The following is an 18,241-nucleotide window of genomic DNA, read 5'->3' on the forward strand; positions in this document are numbered from 1 at the left end:
TGAGGCGGCCCTAAGTTAGTAAAGGGCCTCCGTTTTCAACGGACGAAAAAAAAGACGCTTTTCAGCGTCTTTTTCCTGGAATATTGGTACCGAGGACGGGACTTGAACCCGTAAGCCCTATTGGGCACTACCACCTCAAGGTAGCGTGTCTACCAATTCCACCACCTCGGCACGGATACTGCTATTAGCGCGGGATATCGCTGGTCGGCTGGGCCGGTGCAGCAGGTTGAGTCTGCTCGGTCTTCGCCGGCGCGCTCAGATTTTCCCACTCGCTTCCTTTATTGGTTTTATTGCTATTGATATTACCCAACACCAGACTGATGATGAAGAACAGCGTCGCCAATACCGCTGTCATTCGGGTCATGAAGTTACCAGAACCACTTGAACCAAATAGCGTAGCGGAAGCGCCTGCTCCGAAGGAGGCTCCCATATCAGCGCCTTTACCTTGCTGCAGCATGATCAGACCTACAAGGCCAATTGCCACAATAAGGAAAACAACTAAAAGAGCTTCGTACATAATCAACCTGTTCCTTGCGGAGTTGCCGCGTACCAATGCTTCTACCAATAAAGCGGGATTTTTACTGTTTCCCACTGAAGCGGGTGTGAATACTAACCAAAGCGAATGACCTTCGCAAGGGCAATTTAAGCGCATTGTATCAACTGCGGAAAAAAACAGCAAAAGCGTTGTTTTTTGCGGGCCGTAAGGCGGCAACCGCCGCCTTTTTAGTCACTTAAACGCTTAAACGGCTTTTACCGCATCCGCAATACGATGGGCGAATGCCGTAACCTGCGCTTCATCCTCGCCTTCCACCATCACGCGAATCAGCGGTTCGGTACCGGATTTACGTAGCAATACCCGCCCACGATTGCCGAGCGTGGCTTCTACGTCCGCCGTTACCGCTTTCACCGCTTCATTTTCCAACGGATCGCCGCTACCGGCGGTGTAACGCACGTTAACCAGAATCTGCGGGAACATTTTCATACCGCTGCACAGATCGTGCAGACTCATATGATTACGCACCATCGCCGCCAGAACTTGTAGCCCCGCCACAATACCGTCGCCAGTGGTCGTTTTATCCAGCAGAATAACGTGACCAGAGTTTTCCGCGCCGATGCGCCAACCTTTTTCCTGCAATTTTTCCAGCACGTAGCGGTCGCCCACTTTCGCCCGGGCAAACGGAATGCCAAGCTGCTTGAGCGCCAGCTCCAGCCCCATATTGCTCATCAGCGTCCCCACCGCGCCGCCGCGCAGTTGCCCCTGGCGCAGCCCTTCGCGTGCGATGATATACATGATCTGATCGCCATCGACTTTATTGCCTTCATGGTCAACCATGATGACCCGGTCGCCGTCGCCGTCAAGCGCAATGCCGAGGTCCGCCTTCTCCGCCAACACGCGCGCCTGCAACGCGCGCACGTCGGTCGCGCCCACTTCTTCGTTAATGTTGACGCCGTTTGGCTCACAGCCGATGGCGATAACGGTCGCGCCCAGCTCGCGCAGCACATTCGGTGCGATATGGTAGGTAGCGCCGTTGGCGCAATCCACAACCACTTTCAGACCGTTGAGGCTCAGTTCGTTCGGGAAGGTGCCTTTACAGAACTCAATATAGCGTCCGGCGGCGTCGACGATGCGGCTCGCTTTCCCCAGCTCGGCGGAGTCTACGCAGGTGATCTCTTTTTCCATTTCGGCTTCGATGGCTTCTTCCACATCGTCAGGCAGTTTCGTACCGTCGATAGAGAAGAATTTAATGCCGTTATCATAGAACGGGTTATGCGAAGCCGAGATAACGATACCCGCCTCCGCGCGGAAAGTCCGCGTCAAATAGGCGACGGCTGGCGTTGGCATAGGTCCGGTAAACGAGGCCGACAGCCCCGCAGCGGCAAGGCCCGCCTCCAGCGCGGACTCCAGCATATAGCCGGAAATACGCGTATCTTTACCGATAATGATTTTACGCGAGCCATGACGCGCCAGCACTTTTCCGGCAGCCCAACCCAGTTTAAGCACGAAATCAGGTGTAATGGGGGCATTGCCTACACGTCCGCGAATCCCATCGGTACCGAAATATTTACGATTACTCATAGCGTTTGTTTCCCTTTGCAGACAGAGTGGCTTCTACCACCCGCATCGCCTCTACGGTTTCTTTGACGTCATGGACGCGAATGATCTGCGCGCCCTGCATCGCGGCAATTACCGCGCACGCAAGGCTGCCGTTCAGACGGTCTGATGGTCCCACGTTAAGTAACTGACCAACCATCGTTTTACGTGACATGCCCACCAGCAGCGGCAGGTTAAAATGATGAAACTCACCCAGTCGCGCCAGTAAGGTATAATTGTGAGAGAGATTTTTACCGAAACCGAATCCGGGGTCGAGCAACAATTTCTCTTTTGCGATGCCGGCCTTCTCACAACGTGCTATTTGCTCAATAAAGTAGCGATTCACCTCGGCAAAGACATCGTCATATTTCGGCGCCTCCTGCATGGTTTTGGGGTTGCCCTGCATGTGCATAAGACTGACCGGCAAGCCGGTTTCCGCTGCCGCTTCCAACGCGCCGGGTTCGGAGAGCGAACGGACATCATTGATAATATGCGCGCCCGCCCTTGCCGCTTCACGGATCACCTCGGGTTTAGAGGTATCCACAGAAATCCACACTTCAAAGCGTTGCGCGATTGCTTCCAGTACCGGAATAACGCGATCCAGCTCTTCTTCCACGCTCACTTCCGCCGCGCCTGGTCGCGTTGATTCCCCCCCCACATCAATAATTGTCGCCCCGGCATTCACCATTAAATTCGCATGTTTCACCGCCTCAATCAGCGTGTTATGCGCGCCGCCGTCGGAGAACGAATCCGGCGTTACGTTCAGGATCCCCATAACATGCGGATGAGTGAGATCGAGCGTGGCGCCCTGAGCGAAGAGTTTCATGGTCAAAATCCCTGTTTTATTTGTGGTGAGTAAAAAAAAGAAAAACCCCGGGGCAAGCCCCAGGGTTTCGGTGAGCGCTAAACATAATGTTGTACAACAAACGCTTATTTGTCGCCCAGCTGCTCTGACATCGTGTTGCCCGGGTTCGGCGTGCGTGGTTCATCAACCGGACGCGGCGCCTGAGGCGTACCATTGCTGTCAGAGTTATTGGTGCCGTTTGGATCTTCCCAGCCCGCAGGCGGACGCACTTCACGACGCGCCATCAGGTCATCAATCTGCGGCGCATCGATGGTTTCATATTTCATCAGCGCATCTTTCATCGCGTGCAGAATATCCATATTGTCAGTCAGGATCTGACGAGCGCGATTGTAGTTACGTTCAATCAGCGCTTTCACTTCCTGGTCGATGATACGCGCAGTTTCATCAGACATATGTTTCGCTTTTGCGACGCTACGGCCAAGGAACACTTCGCCCTCTTCTTCCGCATACAGCAACGGACCGAGTTTCTCCGAGAAGCCCCACTGGGTGACCATGTTACGCGCCAGGTTAGTCGCGACTTTAATGTCGTTCGACGCCCCGGTAGAAACATGCTCAACGCCGTAGATGATCTCTTCCGCCAGACGACCGCCGTACAGCGTGCTGATTTGGCTTTCCAGCTTCTGACGGCTGGCGCTGATCGCGTCGCCTTCAGGCAGGAAGAAGGTCACGCCCAGCGCACGACCGCGCGGGATAATCGTCACTTTGTGCACCGGATCGTGTTCCGGCACCAGGCGACCGATAATCGCGTGGCCCGCTTCGTGGTACGCGGTCGACTCTTTCTGCGCTTCCGTCATCACCATGGAGCGACGTTCGGCGCCCATCATGATTTTGTCTTTCGCTTTCTCGAACTCAACCATCGACACTACGCGTTTGTTGCCGCGTGCGGCAAACAGCGCCGCTTCGTTGACCAGGTTCGCCAGGTCCGCACCGGAGAAGCCTGGCGTACCGCGCGCAATGATCGCCGCATCAATATCCGTCGCTAACGGTACGCGACGCATATGCACCTTCAGAATCTGCTCACGACCGCGAACATCCGGCAGGCCTACCACCACCTGACGGTCGAAACGACCAGGACGCAGCAGCGCCGGGTCAAGGACGTCCGGACGGTTAGTTGCGGCGATAACGATGATACCTTCGTTACCTTCGAAGCCGTCCATCTCAACCAGCATCTGGTTCAACGTCTGCTCACGTTCATCGTGACCGCCGCCAAGACCTGCGCCACGCTGGCGACCGACGGCGTCGATTTCATCGATGAAGATAATGCACGGCGCCGCTTTCTTGGCCTGTTCGAACATGTCACGCACACGAGACGCGCCGACACCGACGAACATTTCCACAAAGTCAGAACCGGAAATCGTAAAGAATGGCACCTTCGCTTCACCCGCAATGGCTTTTGCCAGCAGGGTTTTACCGGTACCCGGCGGGCCGACCATCAGGACGCCTTTCGGAATTTTACCGCCCAGCTTCTGGAAACGGCTCGGTTCACGCAGGTATTCAACCAGTTCCGCCACTTCTTCTTTCGCTTCGTCACAGCCCGCGACGTCAGCAAACGTGGTTTTGATCTGATCTTCCGTCAGCATACGCGCCTTGCTCTTACCGAACGACATGGCGCCTTTGCCACCGCCGCCCTGCATCTGACGCATGAAGAAGATCCAGACGCCGATCAGCAACAGCATCGGGAACCAGGAAATGAAGATAGAAGCCAGCAGGCTTGGCTCTTCAGGTGGTTCGCCAACAACCTTGACGTTTTTAGTCAGCAGGTTATCAAGCAGCTTCGGATCATTAATCGGAATGTAAGTCGTGTAACGGTTACTATCTTTCTTGGTAACGTTGATCTCACGTCCGTTGATACGCGCTTCGCGAACCTGGTCCTGATTGACCTCTTGCAGGAAGGTAGAGTAATCCACCTTACGGCCATTAGACTCGCTGGGCCCAAAGCTCTGGAATACTGACATCAGCACAACGGCAATGACCAGCCAGAGTATTAGGTTTTTCGCCATGTCACTCAAGGGATTAACCTCTTATTACAACTGTGTTAAAAACAGCGTCAGGATACTCTATATCCAGTTTCTTTCAAACCTTACGTCTGAAATCTGCCGGTTATCACTTTCGCCCGGTCGCTACAATGTACACTTCACGCGAACGCGCACGCGAAGAGTCCGGCTTACGAACTTTAACCTTCGTAAACAGGGAGCGAATTTCCCTTAGATACTCATCGAAACCTTCGCCCTGGAACACCTTCACTACAAAACTTCCGCCTGGCGCCAGCACATCGCGGCACATCTCTAACGCCAGCTCCACCAGATACATGGCGCGGGGGATATCCACCGCCGGTGTTCCGCTCATGTTTGGTGCCATATCCGACATGACAACTTGTACTTTACTGTCACCCACGCGTTCCAGTAACGCTTTCATGACAAGTTCATCACGAAAATCGCCCTGAAGAAAGTCCACACCAACGATAGGATCCATAGGTAAAAGATCACAAGCGATGATGCGGCCTTTGCCGCCAATCTGCGTGACCACATACTGTGACCAGCCTCCTGGCGCAGCGCCGAGATCGACTACCGTCATTCCCGGCTTAAAAAGTTTGTCACTTTGCTGTATTTCATCAAGTTTAAACCAGGCACGGGAGCGTAGCCCCTTTTTCTGCGCCTGTTGAACATATTTATCGCTAAAGTGTTCCTGAAGCCAGCGGCTTGAGCTGGCAGAACGCTTTTTACCTGTCATTTAACTTTCCCGTCGGGGCAGTTCATCGTAGCCAATGGCGTAAATTTCTACACGCCTATTTGGCGATATAAGGGAGATGGCGGTAGAATGACCCGTTTTCAATCCCAACGTAAGCAAAAATATACGATGAATCTGAGTACTAAACAAAAACAGCACCTAAAAGGTCTGGCACATCCGCTCAAGCCTGTTGTTATGCTTGGCAATAATGGTTTGACCGAAGGGGTACTGGCCGAGATTGAACAAGCGTTAGAGCACCATGAACTTATCAAGGTGAAAATCGCCTCGGAAGATCGCGAAACAAAAACCTTGATCGTGGACGCTATCGTGCGCGAAACCGGCGCCTGTAACGTACAGGTCATCGGTAAAACGCTGGTGCTGTATCGCCCAACTAAAGAGCGTAAAATCTCGCTGCCGCGTTAAGGATATCCTAAAGTCGAACACAAAATCTGTGTAAAACGAGGGGTTTTCCACGAGCAGGAGAGCAAAATGCCACGCTCTCTCCGTTGATAAAAGGCCGCTATGCGGCCTTTTTCCTTTCTTTACAATACACCAACAATTTGCGTATTGAGTACTGCTTAAAGGTATTCCACTTTAAGCACTTCGTATTCCACATCGCCGCCAGGCGTTTTGATCACCACGACGTCATCCTGCTCTTTGCCGATCAGGCCGCGAGCGATTGGCGAGTTTACCGAAATGAGATTTTGCTTAAAATCCGCCTCATCATCGCCAACAATACGATAGGTCTGCTCTTCGTCGGTGTCCAGGTTCAGCACCGTGACGGTAGCGCCGAAAATCACGCGACCATTGTTCGGCATTTTAGTGACATCAATCACCTGCGCATTCGACAGTTTTGCTTCGATATCTTTAATGCGCCCTTCGCAGAAACCCTGCTGTTCGCGTGCAGCATGATACTCCGCGTTTTCTTTTAAATCGCCATGTTCGCGCGCTTCGGCGATAGCGGCGATGATTTCAGGACGGCGCACAGATTTCAGAAAATCCAGCTCTTCGCGCAGTTTTTCGGCTCCGCGTAAGGTCATCGGAATAGCTTGCATTTGTTATACCTCTTGAACATTCCTGTAGGGGGCAATGAACTCTACCCCGGCTGCTAAGCCAGCCCCGGCATATGCCATACCAGGGTCAGAAGCAAAAAAACACCAACCCGGGCGCGCAGTCCCAGGTCAGCTACAATTTCCTCTTTGATAACCATTTTACCCTGGAGTTCCCTATGGGTCATCGTTTACTTTTTAGGGCGTTGCGCCGTAGTATGACGGCTTGTTTCCAGGGTGTTAGCGCGAGATTATGCGATTTTCCAGATTTATCATCGGATTGACCACCAGTATAGCGTTCAGCGTTCAGGCCGCGAATATTGACGAATACATCAAACAGCTTCCGGCCGGCGCCAACCTCGCGCTGATGGTGCAAAAGATTGGCGCGCCCGCGCCAGCTATTGATTATCATAGTCAGCAGATGGCGCTTCCCGCCAGTACCCAAAAGGTGATTACCGCGCTGGCGGCGCTGATTCAACTCGGCCCGGATTTCCGTTTTACGACCACGCTGGAGACTAAAGGCAACGTCGATAACGGCATCCTGAAAGGTGACGTAATTGCGCGATTCGGTGGCGATCCAACGCTAAGACGTCAGGATATTCGCAATATGGTCGCGACGCTGAAAAAGTCAGGCGTCACGCAAATCGACGGCAATGTGCTTATCGACACGTCGATTTTCGCCAGCCACGATAAAGCGCCAGGCTGGCCGTGGAACGACCTGACGCAGTGTTTCAGCGCGCCTCCCGCCGCCGCCATTGTTGACCGCAACTGTTTTTCTGTGTCGCTTTATAGCGCGCAAAAACCAAACGATTTAGCCTTTATTCGCGTGGCCTCTTATTATCCGGTAACGATGTTCAGCCAGGTACGGACTCTGCCGCGCGGTTCGGCAGACGCGCAGTATTGCGAGCTGGATGTTGTGCCTGGCGATTTGAACCGTTATACGCTTACCGGCTGTTTACCACAGCGCGCCGACCCGCTGCCGCTGGCCTTTGCTATTCAGGACGGCGCCAGCTACGCGGGCGCGATCCTCAAGCAGGAACTGAAAGAGGCCGGGATAACTTACCGCGGCACGCTGCTGCGCCAGACGCAGGTTAACGAGCCCGGAACGATCGTCGCCAGTAAACAGTCGGCGCCACTGCACGATCTGCTTAAGATTATGCTGAAAAAGTCAGACAACATGATCGCCGATACTGTTTTTCGGATGATTGGTCATGTCAGGTTTAACGTGCCTGGCACCTGGCGGGCGGGATCGGATGCCGTTCGCCAGATCCTGCGCCAACAGGCGGGAATTGATATCGGCAATACCATTATTGCCGACGGTTCCGGTCTTTCTCGCCATAACCTGATCGCTCCCGCCACGATGATGCAGGTGCTGCAATATATCGCCCAACACGATAACGAGCTGAACTTTATCTCTATGCTGCCGCTGGCGGGCTATGATGGTTCATTGCAATACCGCGCCGGCCTGCATCAGGCGGGCGTAGACGGTAAGGTTTCAGCGAAAACCGGGTCACTGCAGGGCGTGTATAATCTGGCGGGCTTTATTACCACCGCAAGCGGGCAACGGATGGCATTTGTACAGTATTTGTCCGGCTACGCGGTTCCACCTGCCGATCAGCGTAATCGACGTATTCCGCTGGTACGCTTCGAGAGTCGATTGTACAAGGATATTTATCAGAATAACTGAGTGCATTATTGCCGGATGGCGGCGCTAACGCGTCTTATCCGGCCAACAAAGAACATAATAAAACGGGCCGCAAATGCGGCCCGTTGGCTTTTGTAGGCCGGATAAGCGTTAGCGCCATCCGGCTACGAGATTAACGTTTGTAGATGAACTCGACGCCTTCTTCGTCGTCTTCATCCCAGTCGTCATCCCAGTCATCGTCTGCGTCTTCTTCCACTTCAGCCAACTGCTGGCGATGATAATCGTCCCACATGAACTCGACTTTTTCCGGCTGTTTTGCTTCTTCAGCCTGCGCGATCGGATTCTCGATGATAAAGGTCATCACATCCCAGCAGAGATCTTTCACCCCTAGCTGACTGGCGGCGGAAATCAGATAGTATTTCCCTTCCCAGCCCAACGCTTCGGCGATCGCTTTCGCTTTCTCTTCCGCTTCGGTTTTATCCATCAGATCGATCTTGTTGAACACTAACCAGCGCGGTTTAGCCGCCAGATCCTGGCTGTATTTTTCCAGTTCGCCAATAATGATACGGGCGTTTTCCACCGGATCGGAACCGTCGATCGGATCGATATCAATGAGGTGCAGCAGTACGCGGCAACGTTCGAGGTGCTTCAGGAAGCGAATCCCCAGGCCCGCGCCTTCCGCCGCGCCTTCGATCAACCCCGGAATGTCGGCCACCACAAAACTCTTTTCGCTGTCCATACGTACCACGCCCAGGCTCGGCACCAGCGTGGTAAACGGATAGTCCGCGACTTTCGGTTTTGCTGCCGATACCGCACGAATGAACGTTGATTTACCGGCGTTTGGCATCCCCAGCATCCCGACATCCGCCAGCAGCATCAGTTCCAGCAGCAGGTCGCGCTTATCGCCCGGCGTACCATTGGTTTTCTGGCGCGGCGTACGGTTAACCGAGGATTTAAAACGGGTATTGCCTAACCCATGCCAGCCGCCCTTCGCGACCAACAGACGCTGACCGTGTTTGGTCATGTCGCCCATCGTTTCACCGGTTCCCTGGTCGATAACGCGCGTACCGACCGGCACTTTGATGGTCACGTCTTTACCGCGTTTACCGGTACAGTCGCGGCTCGCGCCATTCTGACCACGTTCAGCGCGGAACGATTTTTCAAAGCGGTAATCGATCAGCGTATTCAGGTTTTCATCGGCTTCCATCCAGACGTCGCCGCCGTCGCCGCCATCACCGCCGTCCGGGCCGCCTTTCGGGATATATTTTTCGCGGCGGAAGCTCACACAGCCATTACCGCCATCGCCTGCAACGACCAGAATCGATGCTTCATCAACAAACTTCATTTTATTCTCCGTAAATCATTCGCCTGAGCGGGGTTGCGAAACCACCGTTTCATGCTTGCGTAAACCGCCCCAAATACGATGACCAATGGCGGAATACATCGCGCCCGCAACCACGACAAACGCACCGAGATAACCTAAAAGGTTTAACATCGGTCTGGCGAAGAAATCGGGCCAGGCCATAGATAAAAGATCTGAAAACAGCAGGGTAAATAGCGGTGTAAGCGTGATTATCGCACTCACCTGCGCCGCCTGCCAACGCGCCATCGCTTCCGCCAGGGCGCCATATCCTACCAGCGTATTTAGCCCGCAGAAAATCAAACAGGCGAGCTGCCAGTCGCTCAGTTGCGCTATCACCATCGGTTTTGCCAGCGGCAAGAGCGCTATCGTACATAAAGTGTACAGTAAAAACAGGATCTGCTGCGAGGCCAGACGTCGCAATAATACTTTTTGCGCCACGCCATAGCTCACCCACACCATCGCCGCGCCTACGCCAAAAATAACGCCCCAGGTGTAGTCGGTCAGTCGGGTAAAAATCTCGATCAGACTGGTGTTAAAAAACATCACCAGCCCGCTCAATAACATCAGCGCGCCAATCACCTGCGTACCGCGCATCTTTTCTTTCAGAATAAAGACGCTGGCGACCATCATGCCAACCGGCGAGAGCTGGCCGATAACCTGCGACGCGGTTGGGCTTAAATATTGCAGGGAAGAACTGAACAAAATGAAATTACCGAACAGTCCGCAGGTCGCTATCGCTAATAACACCAACCAGCGCGGCTTACGAAAAATACGCAGCGGCGGCAGCTTTCTTTTTACTGCCAGTATCGCCCCGAGGCCAATACTGGCCATTAAGAAGCGGTAGAAGACAATGGTTGAAGGCTCCATCACCTCCAGCACTTGCTTCATTGCTATTGGCAACGCTCCCCAGCACATCGCGGTAGTGAGCGCTAAAAGAATGCCAATGCCTGCCTGCTGCTTCATGCCGTGTTCCCTGCAAAGACCCGTTAACGGCATTCGCACAGCCACACGGGTATATTTTAGTCGGCCATCGAATGTAAAAAGCCCCGCAACAGGTGCGGGGCTTTCATCCGTTACCGGACCACAAAAAACTTACTCAGCAACGATGCTGATGTATTTACGGTTTTTCGGGCCTTTAACTTCGAATTTCACTTTACCGTCTGCTTTAGCAAACAGAGTGTGGTCACGACCGCAACCAACGTTGGTGCCAGCGTGGAATTTAGTACCACGTTGACGAACGATGATGCTGCCTGCCAGAACTGCTTCACCGCCAAAGCGTTTTACGCCCAGACGTTTAGCTTCAGAATCGCGACCGTTACGAGTCGAGCCGCCAGCCTTTTTATGTGCCATTTAATCTGCTCCCCTAATCTTAAGCGCTGATGCCGGTAATTTTCACATCAGTGAACCACTGACGATGGCCCTGCTGCTTACGGTAGTGTTTACGGCGACGAAACTTAACGATTTTAACTTTCTCGCCACGACCGTGGGCAACAACTTCAGCTTTGATTACGCCGCCATCAACGAAAGGAACGCCGATTTTGACTTCTTCACCGTTTGCGACCATCAGAACTTCAGCGAACTCGATAGTTTCGCCAGTTGCGATGTCCAGCTTTTCCAGGCGAACGGTCTGACCTTCGCTTACTCGGTGTTGTTTACCACCACTTTGGAAAACCGCGTACATAAAAAACTCCGCTTCCGCGCACACCTTTCAATGATTCAGAGCGCGCTATAAATATTCACAATAGGGCGCGAATATTACGCAAATTGCACGGCTTTGACAAGTGCTACCATCAATACATGAAGAAAAAAAACACAACGCATACGGTAACGTTTATCTGCGGCGTTTTTTCAGTACAATCAGGGTATATTTCTAACCATAAACCCTACGTTACCTCATTCAGACATGGGATAATCGGGGCGATAAGCCCGGCTTTTGCGATGAATTTAGAAAAAATCAACGAGTTAACCGCGCAAGATATGGCGGGTGTCAATGCGACAATCCTTGAACAGCTTAATTCCGACGTTCAACTGATTAATCAGCTAGGATATTACATTATTAGCGGCGGCGGGAAACGCATTCGTCCGATGATTGCCGTTCTTGCCGCGCGTGCGGTGGGTTATCAGGGTAACGCGCACGTGACTATCGCCGCTCTGATCGAGTTTATCCACACGGCGACGCTGCTACATGATGATGTGGTGGATGAATCCGATATGCGTCGCGGCAAGGCAACGGCAAATGCCGCCTTCGGTAATGCCGCCAGCGTGCTGGTCGGCGACTTTATCTATACCCGCGCCTTCCAGATGATGACCAGCCTCGGCTCGTTAAAAGTGCTGGAAGTGATGTCGGAAGCGGTCAACGTGATTGCAGAAGGCGAAGTGCTGCAATTGATGAACGTGAATGACCCGGACATTACCGAAGAAAATTACATGCGGGTGATTTACAGTAAAACGGCCCGTCTGTTCGAAGCCGCCGCCCAGTGCTCCGGTATTCTTGCCGGTTGTACGCCTGAGCAAGAGAAAGGGTTGCAGGACTATGGCCGCTACCTTGGTACGGCTTTCCAGCTCATTGACGATCTGCTGGATTACAGCGCCGACGGCGAGCATCTCGGTAAAAATGTGGGTGATGACCTCAATGAGGGCAAACCCACCTTACCGTTGCTTCACGCCATGCGCCACGGTACGCCAGAACAGTCAGCGATGATCCGTACCGCTATTGAACAAGGTAATGGTCGTCATCTTCTGGAACCGGTTCTGGAAGCGATGACCACCTGCGGCTCGCTGGAATGGACGCGTCAGCGAGCGGAAGAAGAAGCCGACAAAGCGATATCCGCGTTGCAGATATTGCCGGATACTCCATGGCGTGAGGCGCTAATCGGTCTCGCACACATCGCGGTGCAGCGCGATCATTAATGCCGTTCTCTTATCCCGCGTACTACGCGGGATATCCCATTAAGTTCCAATAAACTCCAGATACTTTGCTCCCTGTCTTTTCATATAGCCATATAGGGCTTCCCCTGGCATATTCTGAATATTGCCGCCACTTACATGAACTTTTTAGAACATTCTTTCACGAAGCGTTATAGTATCGAACGTCGTCGGGTTGTTAAAACCGTAAGTGATTAACCTAAGGAGTGATGGATGTATGGAAAGCAAGCTTATTGACTGGCATCCGGCCGATATCATTGCCGGACTACGTAAAAAAGGGACGTCAATGGCCGCTGAGTCACGTCGGAATGGATTGAGTTCATCCACGCTGGCCAATGCATTAACGCGCCCGTGGCCGAAAGGAGAGTTGATTATCGCGAAAGCATTGGGAACGGAACCCTGGGTTATTTGGCCATCGCGTTATCACGATCCGCGCACGCATGAGTTTATCGACAGAACGCGGCTTATGAGAGCGCGTAATAAAAACAAACAGAATGTAGAGTAAGTGCCTGTAAAACAACCCCCGCATCGCGTTCGCGGGGGTTATTCAGCGTACAGAAGGTTATTCGCCTTTCACGCGTTCAATATTCGCGCCTAGCGCGCGCAGTTTGTCTTCGATGCGCTCATAACCGCGATCGATGTGATAAATGCGATCCACAATCGTCGTGCCTTCCGCAATACAGCCCGCCAGCACCAGGCTCGCAGATGCTCGCAGATCTGTCGCCATGACCTGGGCGCCAGAGAGCGTTTCTACGCCATGGCATATGACGGTATTGCTTTCAATTTCCGCACGCGCGCCCATGCGGCTGAGTTCAGGCACGTGCATAAAACGGTTTTCAAAGACGGTTTCAGTGATAAAGCCCGTCCCTTCCGCCACCAGGTTCAGCAACGTGAACTGCGCCTGCATATCGGTCGGGAATGCTGGGTGCGGCGCGGTACGGACATTGACCGCCTTCGGTCGTTTGCCGTGCATGTCCAGACTAATCCAGTCCTCGCCCACTTCGATATCCGCGCCAGCATCGCGCAGTTTCGCCAGTACCGCGTCCAGAGTGTCCGGTTGCGCGTTACGGCAGAGGATTTTGCCGCGAGAGATCGCTGCCGCCACCAGGAAAGTCCCCGTTTCGATACGATCCGGCAGCACACGATAAACGCCGCCGCCCAGACGCTCTACGCCCTCGATCGTAATACGATCGGTGCCCTGCCCGGCGATCTTCGCCCCCAGCGTAACCAGGAAGTTAGCGGTGTCGACAATTTCCGGCTCGCGCGCGGCGTTTTCAATGATGGTCGTCCCTTCCGCCAGCGTAGCGGCGCACATAATGGTGACGGTCGCGCCGACGCTGACCTTATCCATCACGATATGCGCCCCTTTAAGACGTCCTTCGACGGAGGCCTTTACGTAGCCCTCTTCCAGCTTGATGGTCGCACCCAGTTGTTCCAGACCGGTAATATGCAGATCAACCGGACGCGCGCCGATAGTACAGCCCCCCGGCAGAGAGACTTGTCCCTGACCAAAACGGGCAACCAGCGGCCCCAGCGCCCATATCGAGGCGCGCATGGTCTTAACCAGATCATAAGGCGCGCAGAACACGTTCACCTGGCTGGCGTCAATGTGTACCGATCCATTGCGTTCCACTTTCGCACCTAATTGGCTCAGGAGCTTCATCGACGTATCCACGTCTTTCAGTTTTGGAACGTTTTGGATCTCTACCGGTTCTTCTGCCAGCAGAGCGGCGAACAGGATCGGCAGCGCGGCGTTTTTGGCGCCGGAAATTGTGACTTCGCCCTGGAGCGTCGTTGGCCCCTGTACACGAAATTTATCCATTATTGTATTCTCAGTTAAGCATTCATCTCCGCTACCGGCAGGTTACCCGTAGCTTAAAATCCGTTAAGTTTACGATCGCGCGCCCATTCCGCCGGGGTATATGCTTTGATCGATACGGCATGGATACGGTTGTCCGCAATGTACTCCATTAGCGGCCCATAGACCGTTTGCTGTTTCTTGACCCGGCTCATGCCGTCAAACATCTCGCCCACGGCAATAACCTGAAAGTGACTGCCATCGCCGGAGACGTGGACTTCCTGGAGGGAGAGGGCATTCATCAGCACACTCTGAATTTCATGATTTTCCATGGGTTCTTTATTCGTCAAATAGTGAAAACAGCCCAACATCTTAGAGCAAAGTCGCGCCGTCTTAAATAAGCAAAAGATTACGCTGATAAATCAGCGCGGTAAAAGTGCCGGATGGTGCTGCTAACGCAACTTATCCGGCCTACAGGGATCATGCGAAGTGTAGGCCGGATAAACCATCCGGCATTCATTACATACGGGGAAGTACGTCTTCGGGCAAGTTATATAATTGCGCCAGCGCGTAAACCTTGTCGTTAACGCCAGACAGCGACACGGCATTGCCCTGCTTTTTTGCCTGGTTCACAAGGTGCGCCAGCAGCGCCAGTCCCCCTGTATCCACCCTGGAGATCTGGCTCAGGTCGATACGGGTAACGCCATTCATCGCTTCTACGCGCGCGTCCCATAGCGGCGCCAACACGTCCTGATCCAGCTCTCCCGCCAGCACCAGAGTGTCCGCCTCACGCGTCCAGGTGAGTTGCGGCGTCATTACTGTTTCTCGTCCAAAGTAATTTTCTGTTGAGAGATAGATTTCAGTTGTGCGGTCAGGCCGTCGATGCCTTTAGTACGCAGCAGATCGCTCCACTCATTTTGCTTGGTGGTGATCATGCTGACGCCTTCCGCAATCATGTCATACGCCTGCCAGTTGCCGGTCTGGGTGTTTTTGCGCCACTGGAAATCCAGGCGTACCGGCGGACGACCGTTGGGATCGATAATCGTTACACGGATAGGCACAATGGTCGCATCGCCCAGCGGTTGCTCAGGCGCTATCTGGTAAGTCTGACCGTGGTACATCGCCAGCGCCTGACCGTAGGCCTGTTTCAGGTATTCGCGAAACGCTGCAAAATAGGCTTCACGCTGCGCCGGGGTCGCCTCTTTGTAGTAGCGGCCCAGCACCAGCGCGCCGGCATATTTTACCTGCACGTACGGCAGAAGTTCCTGATCAACAACGTCGCGCAGGTAATCCGGATTGGCACGAATTTTCGGCTGTTCGTTTTTCAGGCGATCAAAAGTTTTCTGCGCCGCCTCGTTCATCAGTTTATAAGGATTGCTCTGATCCGCTGCCGTTGCTGCGCTTAATGGCGCAATGACCAGCAGGGCCACCATCATCAGTCGTTTAAACATGCCTCAATTCTCCTGAGATTATTTCGTTTCGCCCGCGGGCGTTGTGGCTTCAGTATGGCCTTCCGTTGCGGCTGGCGCATCGCCAGAATTCTTATTGTCGTCGCCTTTGCTGTTATAAAGGAACTGACCAATCATATCTTCCAGCACCATTGCAGACTTGGTGTCCTGAATCGTACTCCCATCTTTGAGGATAGACGTTCCCAGCTCAGGATCTTCAAAACCGACGTTTAATGCCAGATATTGCTCCCCCAGCAGCCCGGAAGTACGAATACTCAACGAGCTGGTATCGGGAATATGGTTATAACGCTCTTCGATGTCGAGCGTTACGCGCGGCAGGTATGTTTTCGGATCAAGCGAGATATCTTCAACCCGCCCGACAACCACCCCACCGATGCGTACCGGGGAACGCACTTTCAGACCGCCGATGTTATCGAAGGTCGCATAAACCTTATAGGTCGGCTCCGTGCGCATAGAGGTCACATTTGCCGCCTTCAGGCAAACAAACAGCGCCGCCAGCAACGCTACCAGCAAAAAAACGCCTACCCAAATTTCATTTTTTTTCGTTTGCATGAACTCAATTCCCAAACATCAGTGCGGTCAGCACAAAATCCAGCCCCAGAACGGCCAACGATGCGTGAACCACGGTACGCGTCGTTGCCCGGCTAATCCCGGCAGAAGTCGGTATTGCGTCATAACCGTTGAATAACGCAATCCATGTTACCGTAATGGCGAACACCACGCTCTTTATCAGACAGTTCACCAGGTCCATACGCCAGTCGACGGCATTCTGCATCGCGGACCAGAAGAACCCGGCGTCGATTCCCTTCCAGCTTACGCCGACCAGCGAGCCGCCCCAGATACCGACCGCCACAAAGATAATGGTCAGTAGCGGCAACGAAATCACGCCCGCCCAAAAGCGCGGCGAAATCACCCGGCGCAATGGATCGACTGCCATCATCTCCATACTGGAGAGCTGCTCCGTCGCCCGCATCAGGCCGATTTCCGCCGTCAACGCCGACCCGGCCCGCCCGGCAAACAGCAACGCCGCGACCACCGGCCCCAGCTCGCGCAGCAGCGAAAGCGCCACTAACATGCCAAGACTGGTCTCCGCGCTGTAAGTGGTCAGAACCAGATAGCCTTGCAGCCCCAGCACCATACCGATGAATACGCCGGAGACAATAATGATAAGCATCGACAAGACGCCCACATTATAAAGCTGGCGCACCAGCAGCGGCGCATGTTTGCGAAACTCCGGCTTACCGATAATCGCATTGAATAACATTAACCCGGCGCGCCCGAACGTCCTGACGGTTTTGATCCCGCTGTGTCCGAGTGCTGCCAGCGCATTTAACAGCATGAGTGGCTTAACTCCCTGTTTCGAGTAAATCAAGGTGATAGTCGCCCGCCGGATAGCGGAACGGAACCGGCCCGTCGGCAATGCCGTCAAGGAACTGACGCACGCGCGGGTCCGTATTCTCCTGCAACGCCTGAGCGCTACCGTGAGCGACGATTTTTTTGTCCGCCATGATCCAGGCGTGATCCGCAATACTGAGCACCTCTGGCACATCATGCGAGACCACCACGCAGGTCACGCCCAGCGCGCTGTTCAATTCTGAAATCAGCTTCACCAGAACGCCCATGGTAATCGGGTCCTGGCCGACAAACGGCTCATCGAACATGATGAGATCCGGTTCCAGAGCGATGGCGCGCGCCAACGCGGCGCGACGCGCCATCCCACCGGAGAGCTCGGAAGGCATCAGTTTTGCCGCACCGCGCAGCCCGACAGCTTCCAGTTTCATCATCACAACGCTTTTTAGCAGCGGCGCGGGTAAATTGGTGTGCTCCCGTAGCGGATAGGCCACATTGTCAAACACGTTCATGTCGGTAAACAGCGCTCCCGACTGAAACAGCATACTCATACGTTTGCGGACGGTGTAGAGCCGCGAACGGGACATGGCCGGCACATTCTCGCCATCAAATAAGATCTCGCCCTTATCCGGCGGGATCTGTCCGCCAATCAGGCGCAACAGCGTGGTTTTACCGATGCCCGACGGCCCCATGATCGCCGTGATCTTCCCGCGCGGCACCGTCAGGGAAATATTATCGAAAATGCAGCGTTCGCCACGGGAAAAGCTGACGTCGCGCATATCGACTAAATTGGCCGCAGACTGACCCATTGATTCATCCTTCGTATTGCCTTGTTGAGGTAACCATGGCGCTGAATTTAACCATGGGTTCGACATAATTACAGAATATTAACTGACAGGGTTAGCGAAAGCTGGCATTCGTTTTACTTTTTAGCCGCATAAAGTCAAAATTAGGACTT

Annotated in this window: 21 protein-coding genes and 1 tRNA gene; 4 read left to right on the forward strand and 18 right to left on the reverse strand. The window is 53.6% G+C overall.

Annotated features, from left to right (window positions below; genetic code table 11):
* Nucleotides 1–84 precede the first annotated feature (84 nt).
* The 6 genes from J4645_RS12820 to rlmE all read right to left on the reverse strand — a co-directional run bounded on the left by J4645_RS12820 (nt 85) and on the right by rlmE (nt 5,687).
* Nucleotides 85–171, reverse strand: a tRNA-Leu gene (locus tag J4645_RS12820).
* Nucleotides 172–184: 13 nt separating this feature from the next.
* Nucleotides 185–517, reverse strand: a complete 333-nt coding sequence (gene secG, locus J4645_RS12825) for a preprotein translocase subunit SecG (RefSeq protein WP_000272680.1) — start codon at nt 515–517, stop codon at nt 185–187.
* 222 nt (nt 518–739) lie between these two features.
* Complete coding sequence (gene glmM / locus J4645_RS12830; RefSeq protein WP_000071169.1) at nt 740–2,077, reverse strand: phosphoglucosamine mutase; 1,338 nt, start codon at nt 2,075–2,077, stop codon at nt 740–742.
* The gene (gene folP / locus J4645_RS12835; protein ID WP_000764711.1) at nt 2,070–2,918 is read right to left on the reverse strand and encodes a dihydropteroate synthase; all 849 of its coding nucleotides are present in this window, start codon (nt 2,916–2,918) and stop codon (nt 2,070–2,072) included. The genes glmM and folP overlap by 8 nt, the downstream gene beginning before the upstream one ends.
* A gap of 104 nt (nt 2,919–3,022) precedes the next feature.
* Complete coding sequence (gene ftsH, locus J4645_RS12840; protein WP_001107481.1) at nt 3,023–4,957, reverse strand: ATP-dependent zinc metalloprotease FtsH; 1,935 nt, start codon at nt 4,955–4,957, stop codon at nt 3,023–3,025.
* Nucleotides 4,958–5,060: 103 nt separating this feature from the next.
* Nucleotides 5,061–5,687, reverse strand: a complete 627-nt coding sequence (rlmE, locus tag J4645_RS12845) for a 23S rRNA (uridine(2552)-2'-O)-methyltransferase RlmE (protein WP_000145974.1) — start codon at nt 5,685–5,687, stop codon at nt 5,061–5,063.
* Nucleotides 5,688–5,813: 126 nt separating this feature from the next.
* On the opposite strand from rlmE, the gene yhbY reads away from it, so the two are divergent.
* Nucleotides 5,814–6,107 carry a ribosome assembly RNA-binding protein YhbY gene (gene yhbY, locus J4645_RS12850; RefSeq protein WP_001592995.1) on the forward strand — a complete coding sequence of 98 codons (294 nt, stop codon included), beginning with the start codon at nt 5,814–5,816 and terminating at the stop codon, nt 6,105–6,107.
* Nucleotides 6,108–6,262: 155 nt separating this feature from the next.
* Here yhbY and greA read toward each other — a convergent pair whose 3' ends face one another.
* The gene (gene greA, locus J4645_RS12855) at nt 6,263–6,739 is read right to left on the reverse strand and encodes a transcription elongation factor GreA (protein WP_001148008.1); all 477 of its coding nucleotides are present in this window, start codon (nt 6,737–6,739) and stop codon (nt 6,263–6,265) included.
* 247 nt (nt 6,740–6,986) lie between these two features.
* Between greA and dacB the strand changes: the two genes are divergently transcribed.
* Nucleotides 6,987–8,420 (forward strand): serine-type D-Ala-D-Ala carboxypeptidase, encoded by a 1,434-nt coding sequence (gene dacB, locus J4645_RS12860; RefSeq protein WP_001212686.1) that lies wholly within the window; start codon nt 6,987–6,989, stop codon nt 8,418–8,420.
* A gap of 130 nt (nt 8,421–8,550) precedes the next feature.
* Here the strand turns inward: dacB and cgtA are convergent, their stop codons facing one another.
* From cgtA to rplU, 4 genes are all read right to left on the reverse strand, one after another.
* Nucleotides 8,551–9,723: an Obg family GTPase CgtA gene (gene cgtA / locus J4645_RS12865; RefSeq protein WP_000673556.1), complete on the reverse strand. Its 1,173-nt coding sequence runs from the start codon at nt 9,721–9,723 to the stop codon at nt 8,551–8,553.
* 15 nt (nt 9,724–9,738) lie between these two features.
* The gene (locus J4645_RS12870; RefSeq protein WP_000813052.1) at nt 9,739–10,704 is read right to left on the reverse strand and encodes a DMT family transporter; all 966 of its coding nucleotides are present in this window, start codon (nt 10,702–10,704) and stop codon (nt 9,739–9,741) included.
* A gap of 129 nt (nt 10,705–10,833) precedes the next feature.
* A complete protein-coding gene (gene rpmA, locus J4645_RS12875; protein WP_000940593.1) occupies nt 10,834–11,091 on the reverse strand; it encodes a 50S ribosomal protein L27 in 258 nt (85 codons plus the stop codon).
* Nucleotides 11,092–11,110: 19 nt separating this feature from the next.
* The gene (rplU, locus tag J4645_RS12880; protein WP_000271398.1) at nt 11,111–11,422 is read right to left on the reverse strand and encodes a 50S ribosomal protein L21; all 312 of its coding nucleotides are present in this window, start codon (nt 11,420–11,422) and stop codon (nt 11,111–11,113) included.
* A 257-nt stretch (nt 11,423–11,679) separates the two neighbouring features.
* Here rplU and ispB point away from each other — a divergent pair, with 257 nt between their 5' ends.
* Both ispB and sfsB read left to right on the forward strand, forming a co-directional pair.
* Nucleotides 11,680–12,651, forward strand: a complete 972-nt coding sequence (ispB, locus tag J4645_RS12885; RefSeq protein ID WP_001047353.1) for an octaprenyl diphosphate synthase — start codon at nt 11,680–11,682, stop codon at nt 12,649–12,651.
* Between the two features lie 232 nt (nt 12,652–12,883).
* On the forward strand, nt 12,884–13,171 hold the full coding sequence (gene sfsB, locus J4645_RS12890; RefSeq protein ID WP_000444168.1) for a DNA-binding transcriptional regulator SfsB: 288 nt from the start codon (nt 12,884–12,886) through the stop codon (nt 13,169–13,171).
* 57 nt (nt 13,172–13,228) lie between these two features.
* Here sfsB and murA read toward each other — a convergent pair whose 3' ends face one another.
* The 7 genes from murA to mlaF all read right to left on the reverse strand — a co-directional run bounded on the left by murA (nt 13,229) and on the right by mlaF (nt 18,092).
* Nucleotides 13,229–14,488, reverse strand: a complete 1,260-nt coding sequence (gene murA, locus J4645_RS12895) for a UDP-N-acetylglucosamine 1-carboxyvinyltransferase (protein WP_000357288.1) — start codon at nt 14,486–14,488, stop codon at nt 13,229–13,231.
* Nucleotides 14,489–14,541: 53 nt separating this feature from the next.
* On the reverse strand, nt 14,542–14,796 hold the full coding sequence (ibaG, locus tag J4645_RS12900) for a BolA family iron metabolism protein IbaG (RefSeq protein ID WP_001518349.1): 255 nt from the start codon (nt 14,794–14,796) through the stop codon (nt 14,542–14,544).
* Between the two features lie 187 nt (nt 14,797–14,983).
* Nucleotides 14,984–15,280 (reverse strand): lipid asymmetry maintenance protein MlaB, encoded by a 297-nt coding sequence (gene mlaB, locus J4645_RS12905; protein ID WP_000188843.1) that lies wholly within the window; start codon nt 15,278–15,280, stop codon nt 14,984–14,986.
* Entirely contained in the window at nt 15,280–15,915 is a 636-nt protein-coding gene (gene mlaC, locus J4645_RS12910) for a phospholipid-binding protein MlaC (RefSeq protein WP_000476475.1), read from the reverse strand. Before mlaC ends, mlaB begins: the two co-directional genes overlap by 1 nt.
* A gap of 18 nt (nt 15,916–15,933) precedes the next feature.
* Nucleotides 15,934–16,485, reverse strand: coding sequence for an outer membrane lipid asymmetry maintenance protein MlaD (gene mlaD, locus J4645_RS12915; protein ID WP_001193591.1), 552 nt, complete (start codon nt 16,483–16,485; stop codon nt 15,934–15,936).
* Nucleotides 16,486–16,489: 4 nt separating this feature from the next.
* Nucleotides 16,490–17,272: a lipid asymmetry maintenance ABC transporter permease subunit MlaE gene (gene mlaE, locus J4645_RS12920; protein WP_000925786.1), complete on the reverse strand. Its 783-nt coding sequence runs from the start codon at nt 17,270–17,272 to the stop codon at nt 16,490–16,492.
* A 7-nt stretch (nt 17,273–17,279) separates the two neighbouring features.
* A complete protein-coding gene (gene mlaF / locus J4645_RS12925) occupies nt 17,280–18,092 on the reverse strand; it encodes a phospholipid ABC transporter ATP-binding protein MlaF (protein WP_000531566.1) in 813 nt (270 codons plus the stop codon).
* Between the last annotated feature and the right edge of the window lie 149 nt (nt 18,093–18,241).

Source organism: Salmonella sp. 32082101201600294FB01SM01, from assembly GCF_017572865.1.
Taxonomy (GTDB): domain Bacteria; phylum Pseudomonadota; class Gammaproteobacteria; order Enterobacterales; family Enterobacteriaceae; genus Salmonella; species Salmonella enterica.